Genomic DNA, 18705 nt, shown 5'->3' on the forward strand with positions numbered 1-18705 from the left:
GGCGGTCGCCGCTCACCCCTCTTGCTCGAGTCGGTCCCGCCGCAGCGCCTCGCGGACCGCCCTCACCGACTCGTGGGTCGCGTCGTTGCACGTCTGGCACTTGCAGAGCGGGCAACCGTCCACGTGGACCAGCAGGGCGGCGAACATCCATTCGGCCGCGCCGGCGAGCGTCGCGCGGCGAAACTGCAGATGCGCCGAGAGACCAGCTTTCGTTCGCGCCACCATGTGGAGACGATGGCGCTGCGCCGGCCCGAACTGCGAGGAGGCATCGCGCCGCACCGCATTTCGGGGAGCGAACGCTCGACGGACGGCTCGGCGGCTGCATGCGAGCGCGCATCCCCGGCGCGTCGAGGAGCGTGATCGGCTCGCCGCGGGGGTCCCCATGGCCGTTCGGGCGCGCAGCCCCCGCCTCGGGCGAGCCCGGGTCGCCGGCGATCGCGGAGGCGCCCGTTGACAGCGGAGAGCGGGTTTGCTTCATTATTCAAGTTAGTTCTTGAATAGACGCCCGGAAGCGTCGCACCGCGCCCTCCCTGCGGCGCGGCGTCATCGAGGAGAATGCATGAAGCGGAACAACGTGAACCTCGCCGCCGTGGGCGCGCTCGCGGAGCGCGCGAAGGTCGATCGGGGCGCGGCGAAGCTGACGAAGCGGGTCGAGGGGACGTGGAGCTCCCGCGACGGCTCCCCCCAGTTCTCCGCGACCGTCGCGCACGGTGATCGCGCCTCGTTCCTCCAGGCGGACATGGCGGTACCGTTCGGCGGCGCCGGCCTCGCCCCGGATCCCCTGCAGTACATGCTCTTCGGGCTCGCCGCCTGCTACACGGCCACGCTCGTGATGATCGCCTCCCTGGAGGGCGTGGAGCTCCGGGACGTCAAGACGGTCGCGGAGAACGCCGTGGACACGTCCCGGGTCCTGGGCCTCGGCGAGGCTCCGCTGGTCGAGCGCGTGTCCGTGCGCGTCTCGGTGGCCGCCGACGTCGACGACGCGCGGCTCGCCCGCTGGGCGCAGGCCGCGCGTGAGGGCTGCCCGTTCGCCTTCACCGTCGCGCACGCGGTCCCGCTGGAGACCCGCGTCGAGCGCGCGTGACCGTCGCCTCCACCCTCCCGGATCGAAGAGCCATGAGATTCCTGATCATCCTGAACGACCCGCCCTACGGCACCGAGCGCAGCTACAACGGCTTGCGGCTCGCCGGAAACCTCCTGACGAAGCATGAAGACGTCGAGGTGGACGTCTTCCTCATGGGCGACGCGGTCGCCTGCGCCAAGGCCGGGCAGACGACGCCGAACGGCTACTACAACCTGGAGCGGATGCTGAAGCCGGTGCTGCGGCGCGGACGCGTGCTGCTGTGCGGGAGCTGCATGGACGCCCGCGGCTTGAAGGAGCCCGAGGTGGTCGAGGGGGCGAAGCGCAGCTCCCTCGACGAGCTGACCCAGCTCACCGTGGCGGCGGGCAAGGTCCTCGTGTTCTGAGCGTCCCGCGCCGTCGCGCCACGCCACCGCGACCTTGCGGAGCGGCCCCCGCCTCGCGGGGCCGCTCGCCGCTCACCCGGGCGCTCGAGCGCGGCTACACGGGAGGCGGGTCCTGGGCACGATCCCAGTTGCGGTGCCTCGCGACCGCCTGCAGGAAGGCCTTCGTCCCCGCCTCGACCTTGCCGGCCGGCACGACGATCAGCGCCGGATCGCCCGCGTCGAGCGGCAGGCCCGCCTTCTCGAGGAGCTTCTGACCGGCGCCGAGCACGAGGAGGGTCTTGCAGTGGCGGTACTGATCCTTCACGAACTCGACCGCCTGCCCCAGCGCCGCCAGCGCGGCCGCGGAGGCCTCGCCGTCCGGCACCACCACCGCGTCGAACAGGCAGGAGGGCATGGTCTCGAGCGTCGCGTCGGGATCGAGCGCGTCGCCCGTGGCGCTCTCCACCGGCCCGAGCCGGGCCGCCACCACCCGCGGCACCGCGCCCGCCCGCGTGAGCGCGCGGTGCACGGAGAGCGCGCCCTCGCCGTCTACCCCGGGCGCGACCAGGATGGCGACCTTCCGGCCTGCGACGTCGCCACGGCCGGGGCGCGCGAGGAGGGAGAGCGCCGGCGACCTCGTCACCTCGGGCTTGGCGGCCCTCCCCGACGGCGGCAGCGGGTCCGGCACCTCGATCCCGAGGCCGTCCGCCACCGCCCGGGCGAGCGCGTCGCTCACGTTCGCGAGCTGCGCGACCACGCGCTCCCGCACCGCCGGCGTCTGCACCTTCGTGAGCTCGAACCGGAAGGCCCGCACGATGTGCGCCTGCTCCATCTCGGACTGGCTCTCCCAGAACAGCGTGGCCTGCGTGTAGTGGTCGGCGAACTTCTCGGGCTTGCCGCGCACCTTGTCCTCCGGGGTCGGATCGGGGAACGAGGTGAAGCCCGCCGCGGCGCCGACCTGGAACGGGCAGCCGCCGGCGAGCGAGTTGGGCTCGTACGCCACGCGCCCCCGGTGGATCGCCTGCCGGTGCATCCCATCGCGCTGACCGTTGTGCACCTGCGCCACCGGGGCGTTGATGGGGATCTCGTGGAAGTTCGGCCCGCCCAGGCGCGAGATCTGCGTGTCGACGTACGAGTGGATGCGGCCGGCGAGGAGGGGATCGTTCGAGAAGTCGATCCCGGGCACGACGTGCGCCGCGCAGAAGGCGACCTGCTCCGTCTCGGCGAAGAAGTTGTCCGGGTTCCGGTTCAGCACGAGCCGCCCCACCGGGCGCACGGGCACGAGCTCCTCCGGGACGATCTTGGTCGGGTCGAGGACGTCGAACGAGAACCGGGCGGCCTCCTCCTCCGTGAAGAGCTGGACGCCCAGCTGCCACTCGGGGAACTGCCCCGCCTCGATGGACTCCCACAGGTCCCGGCGGTGGTAGTCGGGATCGGCCCCGTTGATCTTCACGCACTCGTCCCAGTCGAGGGAGTGGGTCCCGCGCACCGGGCTCCAGTGGAACTTCACGAACCGTGACTCGCCCGCGGCGTTGACGAACCGGAACGTGTGCACGCCGAAGCCCTGCATCATGGAGTAGCTCCGCGGCAGCGCGCGGTCGCTCATGACCCAGAGGAGCATGTGCGTCGACTCGGGCATGAGCGACACGAAGTCCCAGAACGTGTCGTGCGCGCTCGCCGCCTGCGGCATGCCGTGGTGAGGCTCGGGCTTCACCGCGTGGACGAAGTCCGGGAACTTGATCGCGTCCTGGATGAAGAACACCGGCATGTTGTTGCCGACCAGATCGAAGTTCCCCTCGTCCGTGTAGAACTTCACGGCGAACCCGCGCACGTCGCGGGCGAGGTCCGCCGAGCCGCGCTCCCCCGCGACCGTCGAGAAGCGCACGAAGACCGGGGTGCGCTTGCCCTCCTCCGCCAGGAACGACGCCCGGGTGACCTCGGTGAGGGCCTCGGTGCACTCGAAGAACCCGTGCGCGGCCGAGCCTCGCGCGTGCACGATGCGCTCGGGGATCCGCTCGTGGTCGAAGTGCGTGATCTTCTCGCGGAGGATGAAGTCCTCCATGAGCGTGGGGCCGCGCAGCCCCGCCTTGAGCGAGCTCTGGTCGTCGGCGATCGGAACGCCCTGGTTGGTGGTGAGTCCCCGGTCGGTGGAGTCCACCCGGACGCGGTCGAGCGGCAGGTTGCCTGGATTGACGCCGAGTCTCTCCTGCGGCTTGCCCCGCCCCACCTTGGCGGACGAGACCGCCTCGCTGAGCGTGCTGCCGGTCGCGGCCACGTCCCCCGGCGGCACGTGCGCGCCCTCCGGCGGATTGCGCGCGAGGGCGCCGTGCTCGGCCTTCTTGTTGGCGTTGAACGGCATGGCGGCGGCGAGCGCGTCGGTCGCGGCCAGCTTCGCGGCGAGCGCGTCGTCCGCTCTGGCAGCGGAGGTTCCTCGCCGTGACCCGCTCACCGTGGAGCGGGCGGACGCCTTGGCGGTGGACTTCTTCGGCGGCGGGGACGGCTTCCTCGGCTTGGCGGCCATGCGCGGTACTCCCGGGTGCGGGTCCCGCTCGGCAGCTGGCGCCCGGGGCCGGGGCGGCGACTGCGCGTGCGGTGTCCTCAACTTCGGTCCGCCACCCCCGCGGCGGTAGCGCCGACGCCACCACGGGCGCGCAGTCGCCGCGGCGGTGTGCCGCGGAGCGGCCCCCGCCGCCACCTCGCCCGGCGAGGCACGGAGCGCAGCTTCGCTTTGCACCTCGGGGAGACAGGCTGCGTCGAGGGCGCGAGCCCGCCTTCGAAGGGGTGTTGGCCACGCCCCCGAGATCTGGCCCGCCGCGGCGGCGCCGTCGGAGGTAGCATCGCGGGAGCGTGCGCCCCCACCCGTTCGAACGTGTCTTCGCTCCCCGCGCCATCGCGGTGTTCGGGGCCGACGGCCAGGAGTCGGCCGGCCATCGCATCCTCCGGAACGTGGTCGCGGGCGGGTTCGCGGGGCCGGTCCACGTCATCGGCGAGCCGGCGGAGTGCCCGGCCGGCGTGCGGCGCTGCGCCTCGCTCGCCGAGGTGGAGGGCGAGATCGACCTCGCCATCGTGGCCTCGCCCGCCGCATCGCTTCCCGAGGTGGTGCGCGCGTGCGCGGCGCGCCGCGTCGGCGGGGCCGTGATCGCTCCCCCGGCGTCGGGCGCGACCGGCCGCGCGGCGCTCGACGCGGGCGCGGTCCGCGCGCTCCTCGCGGAGGCCGCGCGAGGCGGTCTGCGGCTCCTCGGGCCGAACAGCGTCGGCCTCATCCGGCCGGCCGCGCGGCTCAACGCGACCCTCACGAACGGGGGCGCGTCTCCCGGGTCCATCGGGCTCGTCTCGCAGTCCGGCGCGATCTGCGCCACCGCGCTCGACTGGGCGGCGGCGCACCGGGTCGGGTTCTCGGCGGTGGTGTCGCTCGGGGACGCGCTCGACGTCGACTTCGGCGAGGTGCTCGAGTACCTCGCGCTCGACCGCGCCACGAAGAGCGTCCTCCTCTACCTCGAGACGATCCGCTCCGCGCGCGCATTCCTGAGCGGCCTGCGCCTCGCGGCGCGCCTCAAGCCCGTCGTGGTGGTGAAGGCGGGTCGCCACGGCGCGGGGGCGGGCGGCGCGTCGTCGGACGACGCCTTCGACGCCGCGCTCGCGCGCGCCGGCGCCGTGCGGGTCGGCTCGATGGACCAGATGTTCGCCGCGGCGCGGCTCCTCGGGACCCCGCGCCCCGTGAGCGGCAACCGGCTCGCCGTCGTCACGAACGCCCGCGGGCCCGGCCTGCTCGCCGCCGATCGCGCCGCCGAGCTCGGCGTGGTCGTCCCGCCGCTCGCCGACGCGACCTGGCGGGAGCTCGACGCGCTCCTGCCGGCGGCGTGCTCCCGCTCGAACCCGCTCGACCTCCTCGACGACGCCGATCCCGCGCGCTACCGGATCGCGGTGGAGCGCTGCCTCGCCGATCCCGACGTCGACGCGGTGCTCGCCATGCTCGCCCCGCTCGCGCGCGCGCAGCCGGCGGGCGCGGCCGACGCGGTCGTCGCGGCGAGCCAGGGCCGCTCGAAGCCGATCGTGGCCTGCTGGATGGGCGAGGAGCTCGTGCGGAGCGCCCACGCGCGCTTCCTCGAGGCGGGCGTCCCGGACTTCTCCTCGCCGGAGGCGGCGGTGGACGGGTTCGCGCTCCTCGCGAGCCACGCGCGCAACCAGCGCCTGCTCCGGCAGGTGCCCGGCCCGCTCGCCCCCGACGCGATCCCGCACCTCGACCGCGCCCGGGAGATCGTGCAGGCGGCGCTCGCGCGCGGGCGCGACCGGCTCACCGGCGCGGAGCTGCGCCGGCTCCTCGCGGCCATCGGCATCCGCGATCGCGACTCCGCCGGGCAGCGGGTGAGCGGGACCGAGCTGTACGTCGGCGTCGCCCGCGACGCGGTCTTCGGGCCGGTGATCCGCTTCGGCCGGGGGGGACCCTCCGGGCTCGCCGGCGAGGCGGTCGTCGCGCTCCCGCCCCTCGACACGGCCATCATCCAGACCCTCGTGCGGACGAGCCGCATCGCCTCCGTGTTCACCGCCGCGGGCGGGATGACCGCGCGGGAGGTCGCCGCGTTCGAGCGCACGCTCTGGGCGGTGTCCGCGATCGTGAGCGAGCTGCCCGAGCTGCGTGAGCTCGAGATCTCGCCCCTCGTCGTGGCGGACGACGACGTCTACGCGTCCGGCGCGCGGACCTCCATCGCGCCCGCCCTCCCGGAGGCGGGGCGGTACGGGCACATGGCGATCCACCCGTACCCGACGGACGTCGGCGCGCGCTGGCAGCTCCCCGGAGGCGTCACGGTCTCGGTGCGGCCCATCCGGCCGGAGGACGCGGAGATGGAGGCGAGCTTCGTGCGCAACCTCTCCGACAACGCGCGCCACTTCCGCTTCATGATCGCGCTGAAGGAGCTCACCCGGGAGATGCTCATCCGGTTCACGCAGATCGACTACGACCGCGAGCTCGCGCTCGTCGCCCTGGTCGAGCGCGAGGGGAAGGAGACGCAGATCGCGGTGGCGCGCTTCATCAAGGCGGACCCCGAGACCGCCCACGTCGCGATCGTGGTCGCCGACGCGTGGCAGGGGAAGGGGATCGGCGCGCGGCTGCTCCGGATGCTCATCGCGGCGGCGCGCGCGCGGGGGATCCTCCGCCTCGAGGGCGAGGTGCTGCACGAGAACACCACCGCGCTCGAGCTGATGGCGCGGGTGGGGTTCTCGATCCGCCGGGACCCCGAGAGCCCCGACCTCTGCCTCATCGAGATGAGCCTGACGGGCGCGTAGCGATCACCTCAGCTTCGCCTGCAGCTCCGGCAGCGCGGGGAAGAGGTCGGCGACGAGGCCGTAGTCCGCGATCTGGAAGATGGGCGCGTCGGGGTCCTTGTTCACCGCCACGATCACCCTCGACCCCTTCATGCCCGCGAGGTGCTGGATCGCGCCGGAGATGCCGGCCGCCACGTAGAGCTCCGGCGCGACCACCTTCCCGGTCTGCCCGACCTGCCAGTCGTTGGGCACCCACCCGGCGTCGACCGCGGCGCGGGTCGCGCCGACCGCGGCGCCGAGCGCGTCCGCGAGCGCCTCGACCGGCCTGAAGTCGCCCTTCGTGCCGCGGCCGCCCGCGACGATCGTGCGCGCCTCCGTCAGCTCGGGCCGCGCGCTCTTCACCTCCACGAAGCCGAGGTGCCGGGTCCGGAGGCTCGCGGCGTCGACCGCGACCGGCGCCCGCCGGAGCTCGCCCTGCCCTTCCCTCGGCGCCGCCGCGAACTCCGTGGGGCGCACCGTGAACACCTTCACGGGCGTCGTGATCTCCACCTCGGCGAGCACGTTCCCCGCCCACATCGGCCGTCGGAACGTGAGGTCGCTCCCCTCTCCGCCGAACCCGACGACCTCCGTCGCCATGCCGGCCTCGAGCCTCGCCGCGACGCGCGGCAGCACGTCCTTCGCGACGGCGGTGGCGGCGGCGCCGACGAGGGTCGACCCGGTCGCCCGCGCGAGGTCGGCCACGACCGGCGCCCACGCCTCCGCGAGGGGGTGCTCGAGCACGGCCGCGTCCGCGACGTGCACCTCGACGCCGTGCGCGGCGAGCTCCGCCGCGGCCGCGTCGATGCCGCTCCCGAGGAGCGCGGCGGCGAGCCTGCCCCCGGTCCGCCTCGCCAGCTCGCGCCCGGCCGAGAGCGCGTGGAGGGACGCCTTCCGGAGGTGTCCCGCGTGCTGCTCCGCCACGATGAGCACGTTCGTCATGTGAGTCCCCCCTAGACCGCCTTGGCCTCGTCGCGGAGCTTCCGGACGAGCTCGTCCACGTCCGCGACCTTCACGCCGCCCTTGCGGGCGGGCGGCGCCGCGAGCTTCCTCACGGCCACCTTCGGCGTGAGGTCCACGCCGAGCGAGGCGGCCGGGATCTCGCGGATCTCCTTCTTCTTCGCCTTCATGATCCCCGGGAGCGACGCGAACCGCGGCTTGTTGAGCCTGAGGTCCGTCGTGACGACCGCCGGGAGCCGGACCTCCAGCGTCTCGACGCCCCCGTCGACCTCGCGCACGACGGTCACGCGCGTCCCGTCGGCGGACACGGCGAGGCCGGGCAGCCGCTTCTGCTCCGCCTCGCTCTCCAGGCTGTCGTGCTTGGAGGCGAAGGTCGCCTGCCCCAGCCCGAGCCGCTCCGCGAGGTACTGGCCGGCCTGGTTCTGGTCGTCGTCGATGGACTGCTTCCCCAGGATGGCGAGGTCGGGCTTCTCCTGCTCGAACACCTTCGCGAGGAGGGCGGACACGACGACCGGGTCGAGGGGGCCGTCGTGCCGGACGTGGATCCCGCGGTCCGCCCCCATCGCGAGCGCGGCGCGGAGCTCGGTCACCGCCCGCGCCCCGCCGATGGAGACGACGACGACCTCGCCCCCGTGCTGCTCCTCGAGCCGCAGCGCCTCCTCGACGGCGATCTCGTCGAAGGGGTTCAGCTTGTAGTTCACGCCCTCGGTCACGATCCCCGTGCCGTCCGGCTTGACCTGGATCCGCGACTCCGGATCCTCGACGCGCTTCGCGGTGACCAGCAGCTTCAGCGGCATGCCGTCCCTCCCTCGCTCCTTTCGACTCTACGCAGCCGCGGACGGCGGGCGCGATGCCCGGCGCGCCGCGCCGGCTGGCGGTTTTTGCCAGTCGGCGCAGGGGCGCTGTACCATCAGGGCCCCCGAACCGGCCCGAGAGCGATGCAAAAGCACACCGTCTCGATGCACTTCGTCGGCGCCGCCGTCGCCGGGCTCTCCGGCGAGGCGCGCGCGCGGGTCCTCGCGTCCGCCGGCATCCCCGCCGACCTCCTCGCGACGCCCCATGCGCGGGTGCCGGCCGAGTCCTTCTCCGCCCTCTGGCTCGCCGTGAACCGCGAGCTCGACGACGAGTTCTTCGGCCTCGATCGCCGGCGGATGAAGTGCGGCAGCTTCGCCCTGCTGTGCCACGCGGTCCTGCACGCCGGGACGCTCGAGCGGGCGCTGCGGCGGATGCTGAGAGGGTTCGCGGTGTTCCTGGACGACGTCCGCGCCGAGCTGCGCGTCGAGGGGCGGGACGCGGTCGTCGTCGTGACGAACGGCATCGCGGACGCCTCCGCCCGCCGCTTCGCGGACGAGACGTTCCTCATCATGGTCCACGGGCTGATGTGCTGGCTCGCGGGACGGCGCATCCCGCTCACGACGGCGGAGTTCGCGCACCCGCGTCCCCCCTACGCCCAGGAGTACACGGTCATGTACTCGCAGCGGCTGCGGTTCGACGCGGAGCGCACGGCCATCCGGTTCGATGCGCAGCTCCTCGCGCTGCCGATCCGTCAGACCGCGAGCAGCCTGAAGACCTTCCTGCGCACGGCGCCGCAGTCGGTGTTCCTCAAGTACACGAACGAGGAGAGCTGGACGGCGCGCCTGCGCCGCCGGCTCCGCCGGAGCATCGGCCAGCTGGAGTGGCCCCGGCTCGAGGACGTCGCGCGCGAGTTCCACGTCGCGCCGACGACCCTCCGCCGCCGGCTCGACGCGGAGGGGACGAGCTACCAGGGCATCAAGGACGAGCTGCGGCGGGACGCGGCCGTCCATCACCTGTGCGGCACCCGCCTGAGCGTCGCCGAGATCGCCGCCACGCTCGGCTTCCAGGAGACGAGCGCGTTCCACCGCGCGTTCAAGCGCTGGAGCGGGGTGCAGCCGGGCGAGTACCGCCGGCGCCAGGCCGAGCTCGCGCCGCGCTCCGACGACGCGCCGTCCGCGCCCGCCTCTGCCCGCGGCTGAGTCCGGGCCCGCCCGCGCTCACGCGCGCCGCCGCCCCCCCCGGTGCAACATCCGCTCGGGCCGAGCCCTGCCGCGGCGCACGCTGCCTGCGGCGGGCTCGGCCCGAGCGAGCGACGGCCGTCAGAACTGGTCGTCCGGGAGGGCGAGCACCGCGTCGGCGTCGGCGACGACGGTCCGCGCGAGCCCACCGGCGCGCACGAGCACGTGGTCGGCGTAGAAGCGGGCCGTCGAGATCTTGGCACGGAGGAAGCCGGCCTCGCCGGTGCCCGCCTCGAGGTGCCGGTGCGCGGCGAGCGCGGCGCGGGCCATCTGCCAGCCGCCCGCGACGGTGCCGAAGAGCTCGAGGAACGGCACGGCGCCGGCGGCGGCGCGGCGCACGTCGGGTCCGAACGTGGCGACCACGAACTGCACCGCCTGCTCCAGGGCGGTGACGCCGTCGCGCAGCCGCGCCGCGATCGCGGAGAGCGTCTCGCTCTTCTCCTGCTCGAGCCGCGTCACGACCTCGCGCATCTCGGCCATCACCAGCCGGATCGTCTCGCCGCCGTCGCGCGCGACCTTCCGGCCGACGAGGTCGATGGCCTGGATGCCGTTCGTGCCCTCGTAGATCGAGGTGATCCGGGAGTCGCGGAAGAGCTGCGCCGCCCCGGTCTCCTCGATGAAGCCCATGCCGCCGTGGACCTGGATCCCGAGCGACGCGATGTCGATCGCGTTGTCGGTGCTCCAGGCCTTCACGATCGGGATCATGAGCTCGACGAACGCCTGGCTGCGCGCGCGCTGCTCCGCCTCGGGGTGGCAGCGCGCCGTGTCCATCGCCGCCGCCGTGACGCACGCGACGGCGCGCATGGCCTCGGTCCTCGACTTCATGAGCAGGAGCATCCGGCGGACGTCCGGGTGGCGGAGGATCGCCACCTTCTCCTTGCTCCGCGTGCCGAGCTCCGTCCCCTGGAGGCGCTCCCGCGCGCAGGCGAGCGCGAGCTGGTAGGCGCGCTCCGCGATGCCGACGCCCTCCAGGCCCACCGAGAACCGGGCCGCGTTCATGGTGATGAACATGTACTCGAGGCCGCGGTTCTCCTCGCCGACGAGCCACCCGACCGCGCCGTCCTTGTCGCCGAAGGCGAGGACGGCGGTGGGGCTCGCGTGGATGCCGAGCTTGTGCTCGAGCGACACGCAGCGGACGTCGTTCCTCGCGCCGAGGCTGCCGTCGGCGTTCACGAGGAACTTCGGCACCACGAACAGCGAGATGCCCTTGACGCCCTCGGGGGCGTCGGGCGTCCGGGCGAGGACCAGGTGGACGATGTTCTCGGCGAGATCGTGCTCGCCGTAGGTGATGAAGATCTTCTGCCCCTCGAGGCGGTAGCTGCCGTCCGGCTGCCGCACGGCGCGGGTGCGCACCGCCGAGAGATCGGAGCCCGCCTGCGGCTCGGTGAGCACCATCGTGCCGGCCCACTCGCCCGAGGTGAGCTTCGGCAGGTACCGGCCCTTCAGCTCCTCGGAGCCCTTCAGCTCGAGCGCCTCGATCGCGCCGCGCGTGAGCATCGGGCAGAGCGCGAACGAGAGGTTCGCCGCGTTCCACATCTCCTCGACGAGCGCGGAGACGAGGCGCGGGACCCCCTGGCCTCCGTACTCGGGGCTGCAGGAGAGGGCGTTCCAGCCCCCCTCCACGAAGCTGCGGTACGCGCCTCGCCAGCCGGTGGCCGTGACGACCTCGCCTTCGCCGACGACCCGCGCCCCCTCGCGGTCGCCCACGACGTTGAGGGGCGAGAGGACCCCGGCGGCGAACTTCCCGGCCTCGGCGAGGATCGCCTCCGCGAGCTCGAGGTTCACCTCGCCGCAGCCCGGCAGGCGGGCGACCTCGTCGATCGGGGCGAGCTCACGCAGGACGAACTGCATGTCGCGGAGGGGTGCGGTGTATTCCTTCATGGCTGACCTCCAATCACATGTTGCGCCGGTACTGCCCGCCGACCTCGAAGAGCGCGGCCGTGATCTGACCGAGCGAGCACACGCGGACCGCGTCCATCAGGACCTCGAAGACGTTGCGGCCCTCGAGGACCGCCTGCCTGAGGCGGCGCAGCGCGAGCGGCGCCTCGTCCGCGTGGCGCGCGTGGAAGTCCCGGAGCCGGTCGAGCTGGGAGCGCTTCTCCTCCTCCGTCGAGCGCGCCAGCTCGATGTGGTCGGAGACCGGGTCGCCGTGCGGGTTGCGGAAGGTGTTCACGCCGACGATGGGGTACTCGCCGGTGTGCTTGAGCATCTCGTAGTGCATGCTCTCCTCCTGGATCCGGCTGCGCTGGTAGCCGGTCTCCATCGCGCCGAGCACGCCCCCGCGGTCCGCGAGGCGCTCGAACTCGGCGAGCACGGCCTCCTCCACGAGCTCCGTCAGCTCGTCGATCACGAACGCACCCTGGTTCGGGTTCTCGTTCTTCGCGAGCCCCCACTCCCGGTTGATGATGAGCTGGATCGCCATCGCCCGGCGGACGCTCTCCTCCGTCGGCGTGGTGATCGCCTCGTCGTAGGCGTTCGTGTGGAGCGAGTTGCAGTTGTCGTAGATCGCCACGAGCGCCTGGAGCGTCGTGCGGATGTCGTTGAAGGCGATCTCCTGCGCGTGCAACGACCGGCCCGAGGTCTGGATGTGGTACTTCAGCTTCTGGCTGCGCTCGTTCGCGCCGTACCGGTCGCGCATCGCCACCGCCCAGATGCGGCGCGCCACGCGGCCGAGCACCGTGTACTCCGGGTCCATGCCGTTGCTGAAGAAGAAGCTCAGGTTCGGCGCGAACTCGTCGATGTGCATGCCGCGCGCGAGGTAGGCCTCGACGAACGTGAAGCCGTTCGCGAGCGTGAACGCGAGCTGGCTTATCGGGTTCGCCCCCGCCTCCGCGATGTGGTAGCCGCTGATGCTCACCGAGTAGAAGTTGCGCACCTGGTGGCGCACGAAGTACTCGGCGATGTCGCCCATCACCTTCAGGCTGAACTCGGTGGAGAAGATGCAGGTGTTCTGGCCTTGATCCTCCTTGAGGATGTCGGCCTGGACCGTGCCGCGCACGCTCGAGAGCGCGCGGGCGCGGAGCGCCGCCGCCTCGGCCACCGTCGGCTCCCGCCCGTGCTCGGCGGCGAACCGCTCGACCTGCTGGTCGATGGCGGCGTTCATGAACATCGCCAGGATCGCCGGCGCCGGGCCGTTGATCGTCATGCTGACGGACGTCGCGGGGTCGCAGAGGTCGAACCCGGAGTACAGCACCTTCAGGTCGTCGAGCGTCGCGATCGAGACGCCGGAGTTCCCGATCTTCCCGTAGATGTCGGGGCGCGGGTCCGGGTCGCAGCCGTACAGCGTCACCGAGTCGAAGGCGGTGGACAGCCGCTTCGCGGGCATGTCCTGGGAGACGAGCTTGAAGCGCCGGTTGGTCCGGAACGCGTCCCCCTCCCCCGCGAACATGCGGGTCGGATCCTCGTTCTCGCGCTTGAACGGGAACGTGCCCGCCGTGTAGGGGAAGGCGCCCGGCACGTTCTCCAGCATCAGCCAGGCGAGCCGGTCGCCGTCGTCCTCGAACCGGGGCAGGACGACCTTGCGGATCTTCGTCCCGGACAGGGAGGTGTGGACGATCCGGGTCCGCACCTCGCGGTCGCGGACCTTCACGACGTACTCGTCGCCCGCGTACGCCTTCACGAGCTCGGGCCAGCACGCGAGCAGCTTCTTCGCCCCGGGATCGAGGCGGGCCTCGCGCGCCTGCGCGAGCGGCTCGAGCGCCTCGGCGGGCGCCGGGTGGTCCGGATCGGCCGCGCGCACCATGCGCTGCGCCGCGCGGAGCTGCTGCGCCTCCCGCGCGAGCGCCGCCTGCTCGCGCGCGCGGCGCTTGTAGCCGCGAACGCCGTCCGCGATCTCGGCGAGGTAGCGCACCCGCCCGCTGGGCACGAGCGGGATCTGGTGCGTGCTGTGGCGCGTCTGGACCTCGGGCAGCCGGCCCTCGCGGAGCGGAAGGCCCAGCTCGCGCAGGCGCGGGCGGAGCGCCTGGTACAGCGCCGTGACGCCGTCGTCGTTGAAGCGGCTCGCGATGGTGCCGAAGACCGGCATCTCGTCGAGCGGGCGGTCGAACGCGCCGCGGTTCCGCTGCACCTGCTTCGAGACGTCGCGCAGGGCGTCCGCCGCGCCCCGGCGGTCGAACTTGTTGATGGCGACGAGCTCGGCGAAGTCGAGCATGTCGATCTTCTCGAGCTGGCTCGCCGCGCCGAACTCCGGGGTCATGACGTAGAGCGGCACGTCGACGAGCGGCGCGATCGCGGCGTCGCCCTGGCCGATGCCGGGGGTCTCGACGATCACGAGGTCGAACCCGGCGACCTTCGCGGCGGCGACCACGTCCGGCAGCCCCCGGCTCACCTCGCTGCCCGTGTCCCGGGTGGCGAGGCTCCGGAAGTAGACGCGCGGGCCGTGCGTCCACGGGCCGATGGCGTTCATGCGGATGCGGTCGCCGAGCAGCGCGCCGCCGCTCTTCCGCCGCGACGGGTCGATGCTGACGACGGCGATGCGCAGCGCGTCGTCCTGGTCGAGGCGCAGCCGCCGGATGAGCTCGTCCGTGAGGCTCGACTTCCCCGCGCCGCCCGTCCCGGTGACGCCGACCACCGGCACGCGCCGGGTGCGCGACTGGGCGTGGAGCGCCATGACGAGCTTCGGGTCCGCGTCGCCGTTCTCGAGGGCGGTGACGAGCCGCGCGAGGGCCCGCCAGGCGGCGTCGGAGTGGCCGGTGACGGCGTCGAGCGTCCTCGGGGCGAGCGGCGACGGGCCCGTGTCGCAGCGCTTCACGATCTCGCCGATCATCCCGGGCAGCCCCATGCGCTGGCCGTCCTCGGGGCTGTAGATGCGCCCGACGCCGTACGCGTGCAGCTCCCGGATCTCGGCGGGCACGATGACGCCGCCGCCGCCGCCGAACACCTGGATGTCCTCGCCGCCGCGCTGCCGCAGCGAGTCCACCACGTACTTGAAGAACTCGAGGTGGCCGCCCTGGTACGAGCTGATGGCGATCCCCTGGGCGTCCTCCTGCAGCGCCGCCGTGACGATCTCGTCGACCGAGCGGTTGTGGCCGAGGTGGATGACCTCGGCCCCCCGGTCCATGAGGATCCGCCGCACGATGTTGATGGCGGCGTCGTGGCCGTCGAACAGCGCCGCGGCGGTGACGATGCGGACCTTGTGCTTCGGCCGATCCTCGGTGACGGGCGTGAGCTCGCCGGTCGCGATGGTCACGGGTTCGCCTTCAGCTCGGGGAAGTCTTCCTCGAAGAACTCGCGCTCGCCGCGAGCGTCGGGCGACTCGTGCCGCTGCTTCTCGAGGCGGGAGAGCTCGGTGCGGCGGATCTTGCCGGAGATGGTCTTCGGGAGGTCCGCGATCTCGAGCCGGCGGACGCGCTTGTAGGGGGCGAGCACCTTGCGGATGTGCTGGAAGATCGAGAGCGCCAGCTCCCGGCTCGGCTCGTAGCCGTCCCGCAGCACGACGAACGCCTTCGGGACGGAGAGGCGGCGCGGGTCGGGGCTCGGCACGACCGCCGCCTCGGCCACGGCCTCGTGCTCGATGAGCGCGCTCTCGAGCTCGAAGGGGCTGATGCGGTAGTCGGACGACTTGAACACGTCGTCCATCCGGCCGACGTAGGTGTAGTAGCCCTCGTCGTCCACCGAGGCGACGTCGCCGCAGTGGTAGTGGCCGTTGCGCAGCAGGTGCGCCGTCTTCGCGGGGTCGTCCTTGTAGCCCGTCATGAGCCCGACCGGGCGCTCCTCCAGCGAGAGGCAGATCTCGCCCTCGCGCGCGGGCTGCTCCCCGTCGCCGAGCAGCGCGACCCGGTAGCCCGGCAGCGGCCGGCCCATCGACCCGGGCTTCACCTTCTGTCCGGGTGAGTTGCCGATCTGGCAGGTGGTCTCGGTCTGGCCGTAGCCGTCGCGGATGACGATCCCCCAGGCCTTCTTGACCTGCTCGATCACCTCGGGGTTGAGCGGCTCGCCCGCGCCGACGAGCTCGCGGAGCTTCACCGGGTGGCTCGCGAGGTCCTCCTGGATCAGCATCCGCCACACGGTCGGCGGGGCGCACAGGGAGGTGACCCCGCAGCGCGTGACGACGTCGAGCATCGCCTTCGCGTTGAACCGCGCGTAGTTGTAGATGAACACCGTGGCGCCCGCGTTCCACGGCGCGAAGAGGTTGCTCCAGGCGTGCTTCGCCCAGCCCGGCGAGCTGACGTTGTAGTGCACGTCGCCCGGCATCAGGCCGATCCAGTACATGGTCGAGAGGTGACCGACCGGATAGCTCGTGTGCGTGTGGAGCACGAGCTTCGGCTTCGCGGTCGTGCCGGAGGTGAAGTAGAGGAGCAGCGGCTCGTCCGCCGCCGTGGGGCCGTCCGGCGTGAACTCCGCCAGGGCGCCGCCGGCCCTCTCGTAGCTCGTCCAGCCGGAGCGCTCGCGCCCCACGACGATGCGCGAGTAGTCGCCGGGCAGCGCGTCGAACTTCGACGTGTCCGCCTCGCCGACGATCACGTGGCGCACCTTGCCGCGCTCGAAGCGGTCCTTCAGGTCGTCGGTGGTGAGGAGCGTCGTGGCGGGGATGATCACCGCGCCGAGCTTCATGCAGGCGAGCATGACCTCCCAGAGCGGCACGACGTTCCCGAGCATCATGAGGACCGCGTCGCCCCGGCGGACGCCCATCGCGCGGAGGAAGTTCGCGACCTGACCCGAGCGCCGGGAGAGCTCGGCGAAGGAGAGCTTCACCTCCTTGCCGCCCTCGTCGACGATCCACAGCGCCGGGCGGTCGTTCCCCTTCGCCAGCTCGTCGAAATAGTCGAGCGCCCAGTTGAACTGAACGAGCTTCGGCCACCGGAAGTCCCGGTAGGCCTGCTCGTAGTCGGTCCGGTGGGCGAGGAGGAAGTCTCGCGCTTCGAGGAAGGGCCGTGACGGGCTCATCATGGACGCACCTCGGTAGATCGGGTGTGGACGCGCCCGTGACTGTACGCGCGGGCGACGCCGGGCGACGATGCCCGAGCCGGCCGTGTCACCTGGCAGTTTTTGCCACACCCCGCCTGCGGCGCCGGTCCATCGCGGGGCGGAGCCGCCGCCCCCCCCAGGCCCGACCGAGAGCGAGCGAGCGCGTCAGGTGGACGGCCCCGTCCGCCCGAGCGCTCAGGCGGCTCGGGCCCGGAAGGTCCGGGGTTCAGCGTCGCGCGAACGCGCGCGCGGCGTGCGGGTCGCGCCACTTGCGAAACCCGCAATGGAGGCACGCGTCCGAGAACGGGTTCGCCACCCAGATCGTCCAGTGGAAGTGGCATCCGCAGAAAGGGCAGCGGAACGAGGCGAACCTTATCGCCGCGCCGGCGGAGGCCGTGATCCAGGCGGCGAGGAGGACGTGCCCCGGCGTGGCGCTGCCGGTGAGCTCCGGCAACAGCCTCGTCGCCCATCCCAGCACCGGCGCGAAACCCACGATCGCGGCGGCGAGCACCCGGCGGCGCGCCCGGTAGTCCCGCCACACGGGCGACAAGCTCGAGCTCATTCGGCGCGAGGATACCCCAGGACCCTTCGGGCCCCGAAAGGGACCGGTCGGCGCCTCGCTTGCGCGTGCCGGGCCGCGCGGCCTGGAGGACAGGGCGCCTCGCCGGCGCGGGGCGCCCTTTGCCCGAGCTCACCCCGCCGGCGACGGCCTCACAGCACGCGATCGATCGTGACGACGTCCACGAGGCCGAGCACCTGGTAGAGCGCGGGGATGATCCGCTCCGGAGGGTGGCGGCGCCGGAGCTCGGCCACCTTCTCCGTGCCGGCCCGGTACGCCGGCAGGTACATGCGCCCGTTGAGCGGGTGGCGACCCCAGGCGCCGGAGAGCTTTCCGGCGCGCTCCTCGGAGCACAGGTACTCGCCCCGGAGCACCCGGGCGACCTCGTCCTGCGGACGGTTCTCCTCCCAGGTGAGCCAGGACGACTGGTTCTTGGCGTCGTCCTGGAGGAGCGCGAGGAGCGTGCCGATCCGCAGATCGCGGTCGGGCAGCTCCGCGACCTCCTTGACGCCGAACGCCATCAGGACGGCGTTGTTGGCGAGCCCCTCGGACAGCGCGGCGCCCCGCGTGTTCATCGTCAGCACGGTGCCCTCGAAGCCGAGCTTCCCCTGGACGTAGAGGGCCTGGGCGAGCGCGAAGTTCGTCACGTGGCCGGGGACCACCTCGTGCGAGACGAGGTCCAGGAACTCCGGGACCGAGATCTCGAGCGCGGCGTTGATCTCGTAGGTCGCCTCGTAGAGCGGCGCGCCTCGCGCGTCGCGCGCCCTTCCGACGTAGTTCATCGAGCCCGAGAACCAGGCGTTCTCGATGGGCAGGAACTCGATGTTCGCGCGCGGCACGGCGTGGAGCGAGGGCGGGAGGTACGGCACCACGTGCCGGCGGGTGCCCTCCTCGAGCTCTGCGATGAAGCCGTCGGCGAGGAGCTTGATTGCCTTGCGGGGGACGAGCCGCTCGGCACGCCAGGAGTCGACGGCCGCGAGGAGCGGCTCCGGCCGGGCGGCCACGCCGAGCAGCTCCGCGAGGAGCTGCCGCTTCGTCTCCGGCCGCGACGGCTCGGGAGGCTTCCCGGTGGAGGCGACCACGCACCGCTCGTAGGGCACCTTCGGCCCGCGCCCGCGCAGCTCCTCCACGAGCTCCCACATCACGCGGAGCGACTCGGCCTGCCCCGCGAGGAAGGCGCCGCGCAGGCCGCCCAGGGCGCGGGCGTCGGCGGCCAGCGCGTCGATCGCGCCCGGCACGTCCACCGCCGCGAGGTAGGCGTCGAGGGCGGCCGCGTCCGGCGCCGGCGCGGCGACGCCGCCCGTCTCCCGCAGCCGCGCCGCGGCCGCGTGCGTGTACGCCTGCGGGAGCGGCTCGTCGGAGAACCAGGAGTCCGCGATGTAGCGGCCAGTGCCGGAGGGGCTCATCACGTCGCCTCCCCACAGCGTGTCGATCCCCAGGATGGCGGTGGCGACGGTCCTCGCCAGCTTGGCCTCGTCCGGCATGAGCGGTCTCCTCGTGAGC

13 protein-coding genes are annotated in these 18705 nt (G+C 72.8%); 4 read left to right on the forward strand and 9 right to left on the reverse strand.

Going from position 1 to position 18705, the window contains the following annotated elements:
• Window positions 1–12: 12 nt before the first annotated feature.
• Window positions 13–147, reverse strand: coding sequence for a hypothetical protein (locus tag MNY60_RS23570; RefSeq protein ID WP_255821288.1), 135 nt, complete (start codon window positions 145–147; stop codon window positions 13–15).
• A 412-nt stretch (window positions 148–559) separates the two neighbouring features.
• Between MNY60_RS23570 and MNY60_RS02040 the strand changes: the two genes are divergently transcribed.
• Complete coding sequence (locus tag MNY60_RS02040) at window positions 560–1084, forward strand: OsmC family protein (protein ID WP_242332916.1); 525 nt, start codon at window positions 560–562, stop codon at window positions 1082–1084.
• Between the two features lie 32 nt (window positions 1085–1116).
• The gene (locus tag MNY60_RS02045; RefSeq protein WP_242332918.1) at window positions 1117–1467 is read left to right on the forward strand and encodes a DsrE/DsrF/TusD sulfur relay family protein; all 351 of its coding nucleotides are present in this window, start codon (window positions 1117–1119) and stop codon (window positions 1465–1467) included.
• A 94-nt stretch (window positions 1468–1561) separates the two neighbouring features.
• Here MNY60_RS02045 and MNY60_RS02050 read toward each other — a convergent pair whose 3' ends face one another.
• Window positions 1562–3967, reverse strand: a complete 2406-nt coding sequence (locus MNY60_RS02050; RefSeq protein ID WP_242332919.1) for a catalase — start codon at window positions 3965–3967, stop codon at window positions 1562–1564.
• A 326-nt stretch (window positions 3968–4293) separates the two neighbouring features.
• Here MNY60_RS02050 and MNY60_RS02055 point away from each other — a divergent pair, with 326 nt between their 5' ends.
• On the forward strand, window positions 4294–6729 hold the full coding sequence (locus MNY60_RS02055) for a GNAT family N-acetyltransferase (protein ID WP_242359937.1): 2436 nt from the start codon (window positions 4294–4296) through the stop codon (window positions 6727–6729).
• A gap of 3 nt (window positions 6730–6732) precedes the next feature.
• Here MNY60_RS02055 and MNY60_RS02060 read toward each other — a convergent pair whose 3' ends face one another.
• Complete coding sequence (locus MNY60_RS02060) at window positions 6733–7686, reverse strand: electron transfer flavoprotein subunit alpha/FixB family protein (protein ID WP_242359938.1); 954 nt, start codon at window positions 7684–7686, stop codon at window positions 6733–6735.
• Window positions 7687–7697: 11 nt separating this feature from the next.
• Complete coding sequence (locus tag MNY60_RS02065) at window positions 7698–8495, reverse strand: electron transfer flavoprotein subunit beta/FixA family protein (protein WP_242333166.1); 798 nt, start codon at window positions 8493–8495, stop codon at window positions 7698–7700.
• A 147-nt stretch (window positions 8496–8642) separates the two neighbouring features.
• Between MNY60_RS02065 and MNY60_RS02070 the strand changes: the two genes are divergently transcribed.
• Window positions 8643–9698, forward strand: coding sequence for an AraC family transcriptional regulator (locus MNY60_RS02070; protein WP_242359939.1), 1056 nt, complete (start codon window positions 8643–8645; stop codon window positions 9696–9698).
• A 120-nt stretch (window positions 9699–9818) separates the two neighbouring features.
• Here the strand turns inward: MNY60_RS02070 and MNY60_RS02075 are convergent, their stop codons facing one another.
• From MNY60_RS02075 to MNY60_RS02095, 5 genes are all read right to left on the reverse strand, one after another.
• Window positions 9819–11618, reverse strand: coding sequence for an acyl-CoA dehydrogenase (locus MNY60_RS02075; RefSeq protein ID WP_242359940.1), 1800 nt, complete (start codon window positions 11616–11618; stop codon window positions 9819–9821).
• Between the two features lie 13 nt (window positions 11619–11631).
• Complete coding sequence (gene icmF, locus MNY60_RS02080) at window positions 11632–14919, reverse strand: fused isobutyryl-CoA mutase/GTPase IcmF (RefSeq protein ID WP_242360005.1); 3288 nt, start codon at window positions 14917–14919, stop codon at window positions 11632–11634.
• Window positions 14920–14921: 2 nt separating this feature from the next.
• A complete protein-coding gene (locus MNY60_RS02085) occupies window positions 14922–16625 on the reverse strand; it encodes an AMP-binding protein (RefSeq protein WP_242359941.1) in 1704 nt (567 codons plus the stop codon).
• Between the two features lie 244 nt (window positions 16626–16869).
• Complete coding sequence (locus MNY60_RS02090) at window positions 16870–17205, reverse strand: hypothetical protein (RefSeq protein WP_242359942.1); 336 nt, start codon at window positions 17203–17205, stop codon at window positions 16870–16872.
• Window positions 17206–17354: 149 nt separating this feature from the next.
• Complete coding sequence (locus MNY60_RS02095) at window positions 17355–18686, reverse strand: hypothetical protein (protein ID WP_242359943.1); 1332 nt, start codon at window positions 18684–18686, stop codon at window positions 17355–17357.
• Window positions 18687–18705 lie beyond the last annotated feature (19 nt).

Origin of the sequence: Anaeromyxobacter sp. SG17 (assembly GCF_022690695.1) — a bacterium.
Taxonomy (GTDB): Bacteria; Myxococcota; Myxococcia; order Myxococcales; family Anaeromyxobacteraceae; genus Anaeromyxobacter; species Anaeromyxobacter soli.

Excerpts from the sequence above, each read along its gene's own strand:
- MNY60_RS23570 (WP_255821288.1), bottom strand. The coding sequence starts at position 147 with ATGTTCGCCGCCCTGCTGGTCCACGTGGACGGTTGCCCGCTCTGCAAG.
- MNY60_RS02040 (WP_242332916.1), top strand. The coding sequence starts at position 560 with ATGAAGCGGAACAACGTGAACCTCGCCGCCGTGGGCGCGCTCGCGGAG.
- MNY60_RS02045 (WP_242332918.1), top strand. The coding sequence starts at position 1,117 with ATGAGATTCCTGATCATCCTGAACGACCCGCCCTACGGCACCGAGCGC.
- MNY60_RS02050 (WP_242332919.1), bottom strand. The coding sequence starts at position 3,967 with ATGGCCGCCAAGCCGAGGAAGCCGTCCCCGCCGCCGAAGAAGTCCACC.
- MNY60_RS02060 (WP_242359938.1), bottom strand. The coding sequence starts at position 7,686 with ATGACGAACGTGCTCATCGTGGCGGAGCAGCACGCGGGACACCTCCGG.
- MNY60_RS02070 (WP_242359939.1), top strand. The coding sequence starts at position 8,643 with ATGCAAAAGCACACCGTCTCGATGCACTTCGTCGGCGCCGCCGTCGCC.
- MNY60_RS02075 (WP_242359940.1), bottom strand. The coding sequence starts at position 11,618 with ATGAAGGAATACACCGCACCCCTCCGCGACATGCAGTTCGTCCTGCGT.
- MNY60_RS02085 (WP_242359941.1), bottom strand. The coding sequence starts at position 16,625 with ATGATGAGCCCGTCACGGCCCTTCCTCGAAGCGCGAGACTTCCTCCTC.
- MNY60_RS02090 (WP_242359942.1), bottom strand. The coding sequence starts at position 17,205 with ATGAGCTCGAGCTTGTCGCCCGTGTGGCGGGACTACCGGGCGCGCCGC.
- MNY60_RS02095 (WP_242359943.1), bottom strand. The coding sequence starts at position 18,686 with ATGCCGGACGAGGCCAAGCTGGCGAGGACCGTCGCCACCGCCATCCTG.